The organism is Pirellulales bacterium (assembly GCA_036490175.1).
Classification (GTDB): domain Bacteria; phylum Planctomycetota; class Planctomycetia; order Pirellulales; family JACPPG01; genus JACPPG01.
Window position 1 is genome coordinate 14647 of the sequence record DASXEJ010000295.1, and the last position, 14821, is coordinate 29467.

Here is a 14821-nt window from a genome sequence, read left to right on the forward strand (position 1 = left end):
ATGCCCACAAAGGCAGTCATGCCGTCGCTCAGGCCGTGCGTTGATCGGGGTACTTGACCCGACCATGGTACACGGCCGTGAGGGATTTTATCAAACTATCCTCGACGATGCGCAATTGCTTGAGCGTCAAACCGCACTCGTCGAATTGGCCGTCCAGCAGCCGCTTCATGGCGATATCTTCGACCAGCCCCTCAATGCGCGCCGGCGTTGGTTCGACCAAAGCCCGGGCGGCACTTTCCACGGCGTCGGCCAGCATTAGCACCGCGGCCTCGCGCGTTTGAGGCTTGGGGCCGGGATAGCGGAAGGCCTCCTCCTGCACGCAGCCGCCGTTGGGATTCGTTTCGCTCTGTTGGCTCGCCCGCCGATAGAAATACTCGACCAAGGTCGTGCCGTGGTGCTGCTCGATAAAGTCGACGACCGGTTCGGGCAGATGGTGCTGCCGAGCGAGATCGGCACCGTCCTTGACGTGCGCGATGATGATCAGTGTGCTCATGGCGGGCACCAGCGAGTCGTGGCGGTTTGCCTCGCCTCCCTGATTCTCGACGAAGTAGCCTGGCTTGAGCATCTTGCCGATGTCGTGGAAGTAGGCACCCACGCGCACCAGCAAGCGACGAGCGCCGATCGCTTCGGCCGCGGCCTCGGCGATCGAGGCCACATTGATCGAATGGTTGTAAGTTCCCGGCGCGCGGCGCACCAGTTCTTGCAGCAGCGGATGCGATGCGTCGCCCAATTCCAACAAGCTGATATCGGTCAGCACGCCGAACACGCTTTCGATGAACGGCAGCAGACCCGTCACAAAAAAGCCGGCCGCGAATGCCCACAACGAGTGCCGAATGGAAATGTTCCAGAGCGGCTCGGCCAGCGATTGACCTTCCAGCAGGCCGGTCATCAGTGATAGCGCGAGTGTGGCCAGACCGGTAACAAAGCCGACCTTGATCAATTTGCTGCGGCTGCGGATGCGCCCCAACAACAAGATGGATGTCGCCGCGGCGCCCACCAGCACCACGAATTCACCCAAAGGATAACCGGCCACCAGTCCCAGGAATACCAACAGCGACGTCGACAGCAGCAGCGATAATTCTCGCTTGTACGCGATGCCGCAGGTCATGCCGAAGATCAACACCGGCACGATTTCAGCGCGCCAGGGATAAGGCCACGCCCAGCACGCCATCGCTGCCGACACGATCACCAACAACAGCAACGTGGCAAAGCGGCGCAGGTCGTTCAGCAGGCGCCGATCCTGATGATAGATGAAGTAGCCGCAGAGCGAGTACAGCGCGAAGATCATGCCCAGTGTCGCCAGCGAGCGAATCACGCCGTGAGCCCGCGAGAGGCGCGAGACCTCGTGCGTGTGATTGAGCTTCAACAGCTGGATCGTCTCGGGCGTGAGCGTTTCGCCGGCTCGCACCAGTTCCGGCGACTTGGGCTGGTCTTCGACGGCGACGGGAATCACCAGTGCGATATCTTGGCTGAGTACGTCCCCCACGCGGTAGAGGAACGGTGGTTCCCAGGCCTTGGTCACGGCCAATAGCAGAACCGCCGTCAGCAAACACATGCCGATCCGCAGCAGGACGTCGACCCGCTGTAGTCTGGCCCACAAACGGGCAAGACGGCCCGGCGGCGGTCGGAATGATACGACCCGCGACGTGCGAACAGTTTTTCGAGCACCAGTGGACATTATTTCATCAAGCGGTCGTACGTTGCCGCTTGGAACCCTCGTCATACGCACGCACGATATCCTGCACCAACCGATGGCGCACGATATCCGCGGTAGTCAGCGCGACTTGAGCCAGCCCCTTGATGCGTCGCAGTCTCCGCATCGCATCGACCAGGCCGCTTGTCGCATGTGCCGGCAAATCGATTTGTGTAGTATCGCCCGAGACGACTATCTTCGATCCTCGTCCCATGCGTGTGAGAAACATCTTCATCTGCGCGACCGTCGTATTCTGCGCTTCGTCCAGAATGATGAAGGCGTCATTCAGCGTGCGGCCGCGCATGTAGGCCAGCGGAATCACCTCGATCAAGTCCTGATCCGTGTAACGGCGAATCTGGTCGAAATCCATCATTTCCCGCAGCGCATCCAACAACGGCCGCAAGTAAGGATTGATCTTGGCTTGCAGGTCACCGGGCAAGTAGCCCAGGCTCTCGCCGGCCTCGACCGCCGGTCTTACTAGCACGATCTTGCGAATACGCTCTTGTTTTAGCGCGGCCACGGCCATGGCCACGGCCAAATAGGTCTTGCCCGTACCCGCCGGTCCAACACAAAACACGATGTCGTGCTCGGCGATAGTCTGCACGTAGCGTGCCTGCCCCGGCGTCCGCGGCACGACCTTGCGGCCGGCATTCATAACCTCGATGGCTGTCGTGGCGCCGTTGGGCACTTGCCCCGCGACGTCGGAAAGAATGCGCGCGACCTCTTCGGCCTCGACACTTCCTTGCCGATGTATGAGAGATTTCAACTGTTCGATCACTTCGGTGGCGCGGGCCACGGCGCTATCGGGACCCTGAATGCGGATCTGGTCGTCCCGCGCGGAGATATCGACGGCCAGTGCATCGCGAATCTTGCGCAAATGCTGGTCGCGAGTGCCAAACAGCGACAATAGCGCCTTGGCGTCGACCACCGAGATGGTTGCTTCTGTCATTCAGGGAGTGCCACAGCCGTAGGGCCGGAGCAACCGGTAAGGATCTTGATCCTCAGCTATTTTATAACTTACTACGCTCGGCTGCGAACAGCCGGTCAGTACATTGCATTGTAAGTGATTTGTGCAGAAAGGTTTGCATTATTTTCACCGGGTGCCGGCGAGCTACCTCACGGCTCTTCTCGTGTAAAATCTGCGCGATTTAACCCCTCTCGACGGTCCACCCCCTACAGCCCGTAGCTCCACCATAAATACGCAACGGGTGCGGCCACCAGCACGGAATCGATCAGATCTAGCACACCACCGAAGCCCGGCATCCAGTCGCTTGAATCCTTGCGGCCCAAATCGCGTTTCAAGAGCGATTCGGCCAGGTCGCCGAGCATCCCGGCGACACCTACGGTCAGTCCGAATCCCAGCCATTGCCAGACTTCTACGGGCGGAGTCGATGTGGCGCTCAGGGTAGGCCAAAGCACGACCAGCGTCAGCCACGCACCACAGGTAGAGAACAGCAGACCCCCCACGGCGCCTTCAATAGTCTTGCCGGGACTCAGGCGGGGCGCCAGCTTGTGGCGGCCGATTAACCGGCCAACGACATAGGCGCCGATGTCCGAAAGCTTGACCACGACCAACAAGGAGACCAGGGCCGCCAGGCCCCAACTTCCCTGTGGCCCGGCAAAACGCAATTGCACGGCAAAGCTCAGCAGCAAGCCGATGTACAGCAAGACCAGCGCCGTGGCGGCAAGTCGCTCGCTCTGCCCTCCCGGTTCTGTGTAACGAACCACTTCCACCGTCAGAGCGACAACGAGCGCGCTCGCCAAGGCCAGGGCGGGCCAGAGCCATTGCTCGAGTGAGAATTGCGACCAAACGTGCGGCACCCAATTCGAGGCAACCATTGCGAGGTTCCCGGCTTGGACCACCCAGCCGATCGGTGCGGTGGCCCGCTGGGCCAGCATACGGGCGAGCTCACTCGTGCCCAGACCCGCGATTAGTAGGGCCACTGGCAGTAGCCATGCCCCCGGAATTGCGGCACGTGTGTCGAGCCAGCACAGGACGCCCAGAGCGACTGAGAACGTGACGCCAAGTAGGATTCTCCAGCGAAGCATGTGGTGTACTGTACCGAGTCGGGGCCTGGGCCGTCAGCCTCCCCATAATAGACGTCGGCCGCCCGGGTTGCGATTCTCCCCAAGAGCGCCGGATATCAGGCACCGTGGCCATTGCCAGCAGGCTGGACGTCGTTGTGGTCGCACGAAGGACGCCCGGCGGCCCCTTTTCGCTCCGCAGCGTCGGCGGTATCATCGGCAGTTTGCACCATGCCCGGTCCGCGAACAATGTGTGGAGACTCGAAGCGACATGGCCCACGACACAAACGTCACCTGGCACGAACACAGCGTCACCCGTGAAGAACGCGAGCGATTGAACAGCCACAAAGGTTGCGTGGTTTGGTTCACAGGGTTGAGCGCCTGCGGCAAGAGCACGATCTCGAACCTGGTGGATCACAAGCTTCATGCCCGTGGCCTGCGCAGTTTCGTCCTCGATGGTGATAACGTGCGGCATGGCCTCAACGCTGGCCCTGGCATGCTCAAGGAGCGCCACGGCGAAGATTACGCCAAGCGCTTTGGGCTCGGTTTCTCGGCCCAGGACCGCGAGGAAAACATTCGACGCATCGGCGCGGTTGCCAAACTGTTTGGCGAGTCCGGTGTCGTGGCTTTGACGGCCTTCATCAGCCCCTACCGGCGCGATCGCGACGCGGTGCGGGCTGCGATGCGTCCGGGCGATTTCATCGAGATCTTCGTCGACGCGCCCATCGAAATCTGTGAAGCGCGCGATCCCAAGGGCCTGTACAAGAAGGCCCGCGCCGGCGAACTAAAGGGTTTCACCGGCATCGACGATCCCTACGAAGCGCCCGAGAGCCCCGAACTAACTCTCGATGCCAGCAAGAAGGACGCCGAGACTTTGGCCAACGAAGTCATCGCCTATCTGGAAAAAGCCGGCAAGCTCTGCTAGTCGGCAATTCTGTCAAACGTCTGTTTGTGCTCGCGCGGATCCCAACCGATGCGTAGTCCGATGCGCGCGTCAGATATTTTGGACATGCGCGTCCGCGAGGGTCGTTAGTAATGGCGCGCGTGGGTTCCAGCGCGCCCGGGTTCAAGCCGGCTTCGGGCGTGCTGCCGTGAATGCCGCGCCGTGGTTGACGATCAGGGCTGGTGCCGGCGTCGGTCCACCTTCGTCTTCCGCCCCGTCAACGGTAGGTGTCTGGAGCGCGGGACGAGCCGCCAGGTAGTCGCGGATAAATATCAGCGTCTCCTCGATCGTATCGGCTTGTATCAACAACAGATCGCCCGGGCGAAGTGCATCCAAAGATGCCTCGACCGAGCGCGAGCAACCCTGAAAGCCCTCGACCTCCTTCACGCGCGCTCCGGCGGCCAGTCCCTGGCGAATGAGCTGCATGATCTCGCCATCGGCCCGGCCACGCTTGTACTGATCCTCATACAGAACCACGCGATCAAAGGCATCCCCCAGGATCTGCCCCTGTTTGATCATGTCGCAGTCGCGACGATCGCCGGCCGCCGAGTACACCACCATACGGCGCTCGTGGGGGAACGCGGCGATGGCTTCAATTAACGACGTCAGGGCCGAGACATTGTGCCCATAGTCGACGATCACAGTAGCGCCGGCCACAGAAAGCACGTTAAAGCGGCCGGGCACCATGTCGGATTCGCTGCTAAAGCTCTTCAGCCCTGCACGGATGTCGTCGAACGACACATTGAGGGCCCAGACTGCGGCAGCCGAGGCGAGCGCATTCTCGATCATGAACGAGACTCGCCCCTGGCGGGTGACGGGAATCTCGGTCAGGGGGATTTGCAGCTCAATGCGTGCGCCCACGGCCAACACCAGATTTCTATCCCGCACAAATGCCAGGCGTCCGCCGGCGCGGCGATGCGTTTGCATGACCGCGTGGTCGCCATCCTGAGAAAAGAAGATCACCGCACCACGGCAATGCTCACCCATCGCGGCCGTATAGTTGTCGTCGGCTTTGAGCACGGCATAGCCAGTAGAAGGAACCGTTTCGACGGCCGTGCGTTTGACGCGTGCCATGTCGTCGAGCGTTTCGATGCCAGCCAGGCCCAAATGGTCACCCTCGCCAATGTTGGTCACCACGGCCACATCACACTGATCGAATCCCAAGCCTTCGCGCAACACTCCGCCGCGGGCGATTTCCAGCACGGCGGCATCGACTTTCGGATTCATAAGAATCGTTCGTGCACTCTTCGGTCCGCTACAGTCGCCGGTTTCAATGCGTCGACGGTCGATATATATCCCCTCGGTGCAGGTCATGCCGACGTGCTTGCCGATCGACTGCAAGATGTGTGAAATGCAGCGTGTGGTCGTCGTCTTGCCGTTGGTGCCGGTGACGGCCACGAGCGGAATGCGTCCGTTTTCGCCAGGGGCGAACAGCGTCCCTACGATCGCCTCGCCCACGGGGCGCGACTTGCCAGCCGATGGTTCGATGTGCATCCGTAGGCCTGGGCCGGCGTTGACTTCGACAATGACGCCGTTCTGCTCCTCCAGTGGACGATCGATATGGCAGGCCACGATGTCGATGCCCGCCACGTCTAGTCCGACGACGCGCGCCGCTTCGATCGCTCGGGCTGCCACCTGGGGGTGAACATGATCCGTCACGTCGGTTGCCGTGCCGCCGGTGCTAAGGTTCGCGTTGCGGCGGATCAGCACGCGCCTGCCAGCCGGAGGAACCGAGTCAGGCGAAAAGCCTTGCTCGCTCAGGACCACCAGCGCGATCGGGTCCAGCTTGATCTTGCTAAGGGCCGTGGCATGATCCTCGCCGCGATGCGGATTCTTATTCTCTTGTTCGACAAGTTGGGCCACGGTTCGCGCGCCGTCGCCGGTGACTTGTGCCGATTCGCGTCGCGCAGCGGCAATCACCCGGCCGCCAATTACCAGCAGCCGGTAATCGTCTCCAGGGGCAAAGCTCTCTACCAAAACGGTCGATTCCTCGGCCCGGGCCGCCTCGTAGGCCTTGAGAACCTGAGAACGCGACGTGAGGTTGGTCGTCACCCCGCGGCCCTGGTTGCCATACTGCGGTTTGACGACGACCGCGCCGCCAATTTCCTCGGCGGCACGCCAGGCGTCTTCGGCGTCCTCGACGGTTCGCCCGACCGGGGCCGGAACCCCGACGGTACGGAGCAAACGACGCGTCAGCTCTTTGTCCTGGGCGATCGTCTCCGCGATGGCGCTGGTTTGTTCCGTCTCGGCTGTCCAGATGCGGCGGGCGCGAGCGCCCCAGCCTAGTTGCACCAGGCTGCCACTGTTCAAACGACGCGTGGGTATACCGCGTGCTTCGGCGGCTTCGACAATCGCCCGCGTGCTGGGGCCCAATTGTGTCTCGTGCAGCAGCGACCGCAGTTGGCTGACCTCGGCATCGACATCGAACGGCTGGTCATGCACCGCGGCCAGGAACAGCCGCTGCGACAAATCGAGCGCGGCCTTTCCGACAGCCTCTTCGCGATAGCGAACGATGACGCGATAGACACCGGCCTCGGGCAGCTCACGAGCTTTGCCAAATCCCACTTGCGATCCGGCCAGGCATTGCAGCTCGATGCAGATGTGTTCCAGGATGTGCGCCGGGTACGTTCCATTGCGCAGCCGTTGAAAAAACCCGCCGCGCTCGCCGATGCTGCAACGGTGCTCGACAAGCGAAGGCATCCACGCCATCAGGCGATCGTTGAAGCCGGGCAGCTCGTGCGATGGCGAATCCTTGAAAGGCCCCAGGTCGACGATGGCTTCCAAGACGGGAAACGAAGCCCAAATGTTCGGGCCTCGCAACGCATACACCTTGCGGATTTCCATACTCGCTGTCAGCCTTTCCACTTTTCTGATAGGCAAACGTAAGGCAGCGCACGCCGGTTGATATCACCGTTGGATGTTTTGCGCCGCACGTGAGAAACCAATTCGAGAACGCCAATTCGGGGGACGGTTGTACGCTGAAGCTCGGCGCAAACTTTCTGCTGCGCGATCGATCGGAGATTGCAATTTCGGGGCCGGGGAAGTCGTGCCTGGTCGCGCGCCTTAGCGCTGGGACGACGCGGCAGGCAAGTCGCTCTGCGGGTGTTCGTCGAGCAGTCGGTGTGGGTTGAAATGACCCGGAATCCTGCGCACCACGTGCTACCTCGACGGGAGGGCTACCAGCAATCGTATCGCCAGACGACTGGCGAAAGCAAGAATGTTGCAGGCAATTCTGATTGGAGCAAGGCGAGTTGCTGGATCCGATCGCTGTACGACTGATTTTTCCCTCCCATTTTCCCGACCGGCCCATCGGCCGGTTGCCCGGCAATCGCAGACATCGGCAGGGGGGCCGAACCGAGGGCGTTGCTAGCACCTTCCTTTTCACGACCCTAAGCGTCGATGCACAGAAGGGTTGGAGCAAATGCAGCCAAAGAAACCAGACCGCCCGCCATAGGCTCGCCTGCTGCAGATCCCTCGATCGCGGTCAACATAGGCACAAGTGTCGACTCCAGGGCAGCGGCCAGCTCTGCGCCAATGGCCAATGTCACTGCCCGAGTTCGATGTCGTGATCAGTCGGACGCCCGACTGGCAGTTCAACGGCCAAACCGTTTCGAATTGAGCACCCGCGACGACAGCGGTTCGCAAGCTTGTACCTGATCGGTGGGGAGCCATACTTACCCGTGTATGCGGTTCACGACCGGAGACGGACGGGTTCGATCCGACTGCCGGTCGGATGTGTGTTTTTCTGTCAGTGAATGGGAGTTAGCATGATTTGTCGCCTCATGAGCCTGGCGGTATTTGGTTCTTTTTTGTTCCCTGCGCTGGTGCTTGCTACCGAGCCACAACCTTGGGCGCGCGAACAACTCGAAGAATTGGTGCGTTTCTATCGCGATTTGCACCAAACCCCGGAGCTCTCGTTCCACGAGGAGAAAACAGCTGCCAAGTTGGCGGCAGAACTGCGGGCTGTAGGTGCCAAGGTGACGACCGGCATCGGCGGAACCGGAGTCGTGGCGATTCTCGAAAATGGTCCTGGTCCGCGCCTAATGATTCGCGCCGACATGGACGCCCTGCCCGTGGTCGAAAACACGCAGTTGGCTTATGCGTCGAAGGTAAAGGTCAAGGACGACACCGGCGCCGAAGTGGGTGTCATGCACGCCTGCGGTCACGATATCCACATGACATGCCTGATCGGCGTGGCACATTACCTGGCCGATTTCAAAGATCGCTGGAGCGGCACCGTGATGTTTCTTTGTCAGCCCGCCGAAGAACGCGGCTCGGGCGCCAAACGCATGATCCAAGATGGTTGCTTCGAACGATTCTTCAAACCCGATTTCTCATTAGCCTTGCACGTCGACGGTACGCTGGCGGCGGGTAGCGTCGGATATCGCTCCGGTTATGCCTTGGCCAATGTAGATAGCGTCGATATCACGGTCCGCGGGCGCGGCGGACATGGCGCCTACCCGCATGCCACTATAGACCCGATCGTGCAGGCCGCGCATCTGGTACTGGACTTGCAAACAATAGTCAGTCGCGAGATCAAGCCCACCGAGCCAGCGGTTATTACGGTGGGCTCGATTCATGGCGGCTCGAAGCACAATATCATTGGCGACAGCTGCCATTTGCAGATCACGGTGCGCAGCTTCAGCGACGACGTACGCAAGCATTTGCTGGCGGCCATCGAGCGCAAGGCCAAGGCCGTGGCCGCCGGGGCCGGCGCCCCCGAGCCCACGATCGCGATCTCGGAGGGCACTCCGGCCATGTTCAACGATGCCAAGTTGGTCGAGCGTGTGCTGCCCGTGTTCAAACGTGTGTTGGGGGAAGACAAGGTTGTTGCGACCGAGGCCTCGATGGGAGGCGAAGACTACAGCGAATACGGACTGGCCGGCGTGCCGATTTTCATGTTTCAATTGGGGTCGGTCGATGCTCAACGCCTGGCCGGATTAAAGCGGATTGACCAGAAGCCGCCGTCGCTGCACTCGCAGCTCTACTATCCTGACGCCGAAGAAACATTGGTCACGGGCGTCACGGCGATGGCCTCGGTCGTCATGGATTTGTTGCCGCCCAAGAAACCTTCCTAAGGCGGAGTCGCCCATGACGCGTCGGTCGTTAATGCTAGGGTTGGCCGGATACCTGACAACAATCGTGGCCATTTTGTGGGGTTTACGCCAAGCACGCGAGGCCGTGCTTGCACGGATGGGGGACGAGCAGACCGTCGCCGCCTGGCGTGACTGGGCCGAGGAAACACGCCGGCCGATCGAACCAGGTCAAGCCGTCGAGCGGCGGCCGGTGAAAAGCGACGAACCCCCGGCGCTGATCCTGATGCGGGACCACTTCGGCTCGGTTCGGTTAGTGAGCCTGTTGATCGGGTCGTTCGTGTTTGCCTTTCTGACCTTCCTGGGCGTGGGGATCTGGCGGCAAAGCCGTGATCCCAGGGCGCCGGGACAGAAGCCCGACGCCCGAGAGCCGTAGGCTTTCGCTAGCATTTGCGGGGCTCATTGGGGAAGGAATCCGCGGGAAAATCGCATTCGGATGCTTTGCGCGTCCGTGGCGCCTCAGTACAATGAGCCACTGTCGTACGGCAGCCCGCCGGCGTGGGGAGCATTAAGTATAGAAACCGTGTTCTGCGGTTTGCTCCGGCGGTTGCTCGAACGACGATCTCTTCTCTCAGTTTCGTCGAACACATTTATTTCGTGCCCATGTCTTTGCGCATGCTGACCCGCATGACTGCGGTGAGCGCGCGACCATTGGTGTCGCGCGTCTCGAAGCGAAGTTTTTGCGGTGGAGGATCGTTTGTGCTGGACGGTTTCTGTCCCGGCAACGCGCGGCCAAACATTGGAAAGGCTCGACGGTGAACGGTTTCACCAAACCTCCTCACAACGGCAAAGCTCGGAAGAAAAAGATGATCAGCAAGCTTAGCGATTCGCCATTATCGTCGGCTCGGGCTGCTTCGCCTCGCGTACCCGACGGCGTCGTCAAGGATCTGGCCAAGGTCTTCAAGTTGCTCTCGGACGAGACGCGTTTGCGGGTCTTGCTCTATCTGACGCAAGACCACGAATTGCACGTTCGCGCCCTGTGCGACATGCTGGCCCAAAGCCAGCCGGCAGTGAGCCATCATTTAGCGCTTTTGCGCGTGGCCGGGCTGATCGAATCGCGCCGCGAGGGGAAGCATAATTTCTACCGGATTCTCCCCGATCGATTCGAGACGCTGCTGGACACGGTATTCGCGGCCGTGCCCAAGGACGAGCGGCGCATCCGCTTCGAGGACTACGTGCTCAGCTACGCGCCCTCGGGTGCGATGGTCTAGAGCCCACGGGCGCAGTGCGATTGCCGGGCGGAATGCTTACTTGGTTCCGATCGCAACCAGCTCGGTGGTCGTACGCAGATAGAGCCGGTCCCCGACCGCTGCAGGAGATGCCAGAATCGGCGATCCGAGATCATTTTCCGCAACGATGTCGAGCTTGTTTCCCGGCCGGACGACGAACGTCACGCCCGACTCGCTGGGAAAATAGAGCAGCCCCTGGGCCTCGATGGGCGAGGCAGAGAACTTGTCGCGGATGCGCGACTGCCAGACCATCTCGCCACTCTCGGCGTCCAGGCAAGTGGCGATCCCCGTATCGTTCACGGTGTACAGCCGCCCGTCGTAATAGATAGGCGACGGAACATGGGGTCCGCCGCGCACGGCGCGCCACGCCAGATGCGTGTCGGTAATATCACCGCGTCCGCCAGGATGTACACCCAAAGTCGGTCCCTGCCGCCCCGAGGCCGTGAAGATCATATGCGGACCCACGACGACGGTGGGAATCACCTCGACCGTGGGACCCTTCAGCGACCACAGTTCTTCGCCCGTCCGTGGATCGTATCCCTTCAATGTCTGACCGCCTGCGTAGACCAGTTCGTCCCGATCGTCGACGCGCAGCACCAGCGGTGTTGACCAGCCCATGGATTTCGCCCGCTCGCGCTTCCACAACACCTGTCCAGTGCGTTTGTCGAGCGCCAAGAACACGGAATCGTTCTTGTTTTGATCGTGTACCAGGATCACCGAATTCTCGAACAACAGCGGGCTCGCGCCGGTGCCCCAGGTAGTGTCGAACACATCCGGCATCGGGTAATGCCAAACCAGGTTCCCCTCGAAGTCGTAACAAACGAGTCCCCCGGCACCTAAAAACGCGATCACGCGCTCGCCATCGGTCACGGGCGTGGCTGACGCATAACCGTTCTTGTCGCGCACATTGGGTTCGACCTCGTGCACCGGAATCGTGCGGCTCCAGAGCAGCCTGCCGTCCTCGCGCGCCACGCAGTGCAGCGCGCGGTCGGCGCCCTTATCCCCTGCACTGGTGAGAAAGATGCGATCGTTCCAGATCACGGGCGATGAATTCCCCGCGCCGGGTAGGGGCGTGCGCCAAACGATGTTTTCCGTCTCCGACCAGCGAGTTGGCAAGTCATGGGCCATGCTATGCCCTTGCCCGTCGGGTCCGCGAAAACGAGGCCATTGCTGTTCCGAGCCAGGCGAAGGAAGTTCGATGGAAATCGGTACGTCGGTCGTTGCGGCGCCGCGCTTGATCGTGCCGGCCTTTTCGGACTTCGCGCCGCGGTCGAAGGGGGCTTGCAGCTTGTAATGCGCGTAACCGTCGCGCATCACGTTCAAGAACTTCTCGCGAATGGCCACGCGGCGGTCGTAGGCCGCTCGCAGGTCGGGATCGGTCTGCACCTTATCCATGCCGCCATGCGTCTCGGCGAAGCTCTCGGCATTATCCAGCGTCTCGACACGCTGCCACTCGGCCCCCAGGTCGGTGATCAACATCTCCATGACCAACTTGTGAAAGGCCGGGCTTTCGGCGTCTTCGGCCAGCACGCGGAGTTGGTCGCCGAGCGGGTATTTCTTGTCGATCTCGTCAGCCAACGTGGGCAGGCAAGCCGGCAAAGTGGCGAGCAAAAATAGCAAGATCATTCGCATGCGCGGATGGGTTCCGTCGTGGTAAGCGATGTTCAGGCAGTAGCCGGTGGGATGCCTGGCGGTGGGTAGCGTTATTGGTCGCGGGCGACCTGCGCGGTTGGCGGCGTCACGCACAACCGGTGCGCGCGTTTGTGGGCCGGAAATACCATAGCCTGGGCCGTGTAGGGATCGTCGTCAGGAAGTTCGCTGATGGCACGGCCGGTGGAGTCGGCACCTAGCCCGGCGTACAGCACCACGGAATAACGGGAGTTCTGCGGATTTGCGCCGGCCGTGATAACGGCCGAGCGCGCATTGGCATACGTCTCGCCGCGGACGACAAACGAGCCAGGCGAAAACATGACGGGCAGCGCGTCTTTGAAACGGGCCGAAATCGCATTGGTTTCGGGCCGGCCGACCAGCAGCACGTGGTGCTCTTTGAGATCAGCCTCGCTAACTTCAGAATCTGACTTGGCCGGAATCAGCACGTTGCTCCAGTGCCGGGTAATTTTCTGGGCCAGCGCGTCGGCCGCTTCGCGCTGTGCGGCACGATCGCCTAAGGTGCCATAAACGATCAGCGCTTTTTCAGGCTCTTCCTCGAAGGAATCGATCGACCAGAAGCCGGCGCCCGTCTGGGCCGTCGTATCGGTCTGGCTGAGCCAGGGAGTAAAGAATGCGTCCAGTGAGCGGCCGCAAGCCTGCTCGGCGGCGGCACGGAATTCAGCCGTGCTCACTTCCTGCCCGGCATGCGCCTGACCGAAGTCGTCCATCAGCTTGTCGAACACCTCAGCCCCCAATTCTTGGCGCAAGGCGGCGAGCAACATCACCCCCTTGCCGGCGGCCACGTGATACCAGTCGCCATGCTCCCAATCGAAGTGCGTATCCGCCAGCGGCACATCGCGTCCGGCACGGGCTGCCGCGGTCAGCCATTGCGACCGTCGCCCGAACAACGCGACTTCGAGGTGATCCTGCGCTCCGCGATCGAGCGGTTCCCCTTTGGCGGCGATTGTCAACGCCTTCTCGAGCGCAACGATGTGTTCGTAACCGGCATGTCCGGCGGCCAGCCACGTGTCGGCATCGCTCTTCGGTAGCAGCGTGCCGCGCCAGGCGGCGGCTAGCGCCACAGGCTTCTCAAACCGATCTTCCTTTTCCTCTGGAAACGGGGTCGCGTCGGCCAAGACGGGAGGTTGCTCGGGGGCCTTGGCGACTGCGTCGACCGAGAGCAGCGTCCAATCGTTGCTCATGAGTGGTTGCAGACCGGGGCAGTGTTCGCGGTCGTGCTCCGTGGGCGTCCAGGCACGACCCAGCGGAGGGCCAAACAGGGCCCAACTCTTCATTTCCTTGGCCAGTTTGGTGGTGGTGAATTTGGCGTCGCACGAGGGGAATCCAACCAAGGGGGGCGTGGTAAACGCCGCGAAACCGAAATCGGCGGTTATCTTGCCCTGCTGTTCGCGAAACAAACGCAGCCAGGTGCGATCTCGATCCGAGGGATGCAGCACCAGGTTGCCCGGCTTGCCGCCCAAGGTTGGCAATGATTCCTTGCGGACTTCCATGTCTTTGGCGTTGTTGCAACCCCAGTAAAAGCCCCGCGTGCCGCCGGGCCATTCGTTGCGGCTGCTACGCCATAACCGGCTGGCATGGGTCCCCATCTCGAACATCGCGATCTCGCCGGTCTTGATATCGGCCAGCATCCATTCGTTCGAGTACAGGCCATTGTTCGCCGTGGAGAGAATCTCGATCGCTTTATCGATCGACTCGGCGTATTGCACAGCGCGACGGATGCGCGAGGCCAAAGCCAGGCCCGTGATGTCGAAATCTGTCTGCCGGATCGTGGTTTCCAGGACCAGCAGACCGGCGTCGTTCAGGTAGTAGTCCAGGCCGCTCATGATGCCGCCGGGGTAACTTTGCATGACGATGCGACGGCCGGCCTTGGGCTGCAGGTCGAGCCAGATGTTGTAATGATGTGCGTCGGCCAGACCGCACATCGTGATGTGGCCGAAGACGATCTCGCCATTGGCGGTGGCCGGACCGGTCGCGGCAAAGGCGCTGCAGCGTTCGTCGGCCGCATGCGGTCGTTCGGCGTTGATGGGCTCGGGAAACTTCTCGTCGTCCAGTCCGGTGGCCGTGGCATGCACGCCGGGCACCAGGTAGCTCAGTTCCAGATCGCAGTTCAGCGTCACGATATCGATCAGGTCGACCGGCCGGTCGTCGTATTTGCCCCCAGCCTTGG

At 61.4% G+C, this 14821-nt stretch carries 11 protein-coding genes; 4 read left to right on the plus strand and 7 right to left on the minus strand.

Features of this window, described 5'->3' with window-relative positions; translation table 11 throughout:
* Window positions 1-28 precede the first annotated feature (28 nt).
* From VGG64_22255 to VGG64_22265, 3 genes are all read right to left on the minus strand, one after another.
* Window positions 29-1555, minus strand: coding sequence for an HDIG domain-containing protein (locus VGG64_22255; protein ID HEY1602341.1), 1527 nt, complete (start codon window positions 1553-1555; stop codon window positions 29-31).
* 130 nt (window positions 1556-1685) lie between these two features.
* Window positions 1686-2642, minus strand: coding sequence for a PhoH family protein (locus VGG64_22260; protein HEY1602342.1), 957 nt, complete (start codon window positions 2640-2642; stop codon window positions 1686-1688).
* Between the two features lie 224 nt (window positions 2643-2866).
* Entirely contained in the window at window positions 2867-3742 is an 876-nt protein-coding gene (locus VGG64_22265; protein ID HEY1602343.1) for a phosphatidate cytidylyltransferase, read from the minus strand.
* A gap of 247 nt (window positions 3743-3989) precedes the next feature.
* Between VGG64_22265 and cysC the strand changes: the two genes are divergently transcribed.
* Window positions 3990-4643, plus strand: a complete 654-nt coding sequence (gene cysC, locus VGG64_22270) for an adenylyl-sulfate kinase (GenBank protein ID HEY1602344.1) — start codon at window positions 3990-3992, stop codon at window positions 4641-4643.
* A gap of 141 nt (window positions 4644-4784) precedes the next feature.
* Here cysC and cphA read toward each other — a convergent pair whose 3' ends face one another.
* Window positions 4785-7505 carry a cyanophycin synthetase gene (gene cphA, locus VGG64_22275; protein HEY1602345.1) on the minus strand — a complete coding sequence of 907 codons (2721 nt, stop codon included), beginning with the start codon at window positions 7503-7505 and terminating at the stop codon, window positions 4785-4787.
* Window positions 7506-8428: 923 nt separating this feature from the next.
* Here cphA and VGG64_22280 point away from each other — a divergent pair.
* Window positions 8429-9739, plus strand: coding sequence for an amidohydrolase (locus VGG64_22280; GenBank protein HEY1602346.1), 1311 nt, complete (start codon window positions 8429-8431; stop codon window positions 9737-9739).
* Between the two features lie 13 nt (window positions 9740-9752).
* On the plus strand, window positions 9753-10130 hold the full coding sequence (locus VGG64_22285; GenBank protein HEY1602347.1) for a hypothetical protein: 378 nt from the start codon (window positions 9753-9755) through the stop codon (window positions 10128-10130).
* A 214-nt stretch (window positions 10131-10344) separates the two neighbouring features.
* Here VGG64_22285 and VGG64_22290 read toward each other — a convergent pair whose 3' ends face one another.
* Window positions 10345-10494: a hypothetical protein gene (locus VGG64_22290; GenBank protein HEY1602348.1), complete on the minus strand. Its 150-nt coding sequence runs from the start codon at window positions 10492-10494 to the stop codon at window positions 10345-10347.
* A 66-nt stretch (window positions 10495-10560) separates the two neighbouring features.
* Between VGG64_22290 and VGG64_22295 the strand changes: the two genes are divergently transcribed.
* Window positions 10561-10965, plus strand: a complete 405-nt coding sequence (locus VGG64_22295; protein ID HEY1602349.1) for a metalloregulator ArsR/SmtB family transcription factor — start codon at window positions 10561-10563, stop codon at window positions 10963-10965.
* A gap of 36 nt (window positions 10966-11001) precedes the next feature.
* On the opposite strand, the gene VGG64_22300 is transcribed toward VGG64_22295, so the two are convergent.
* The gene (locus VGG64_22300; GenBank protein HEY1602350.1) at window positions 11002-12615 is read right to left on the minus strand and encodes a PQQ-binding-like beta-propeller repeat protein; all 1614 of its coding nucleotides are present in this window, start codon (window positions 12613-12615) and stop codon (window positions 11002-11004) included.
* A 71-nt stretch (window positions 12616-12686) separates the two neighbouring features.
* Window positions 12687-14821 (minus strand): hypothetical protein (locus tag VGG64_22305; protein ID HEY1602351.1); only part of this gene is annotated, 2135 nt, incomplete at its 5' end.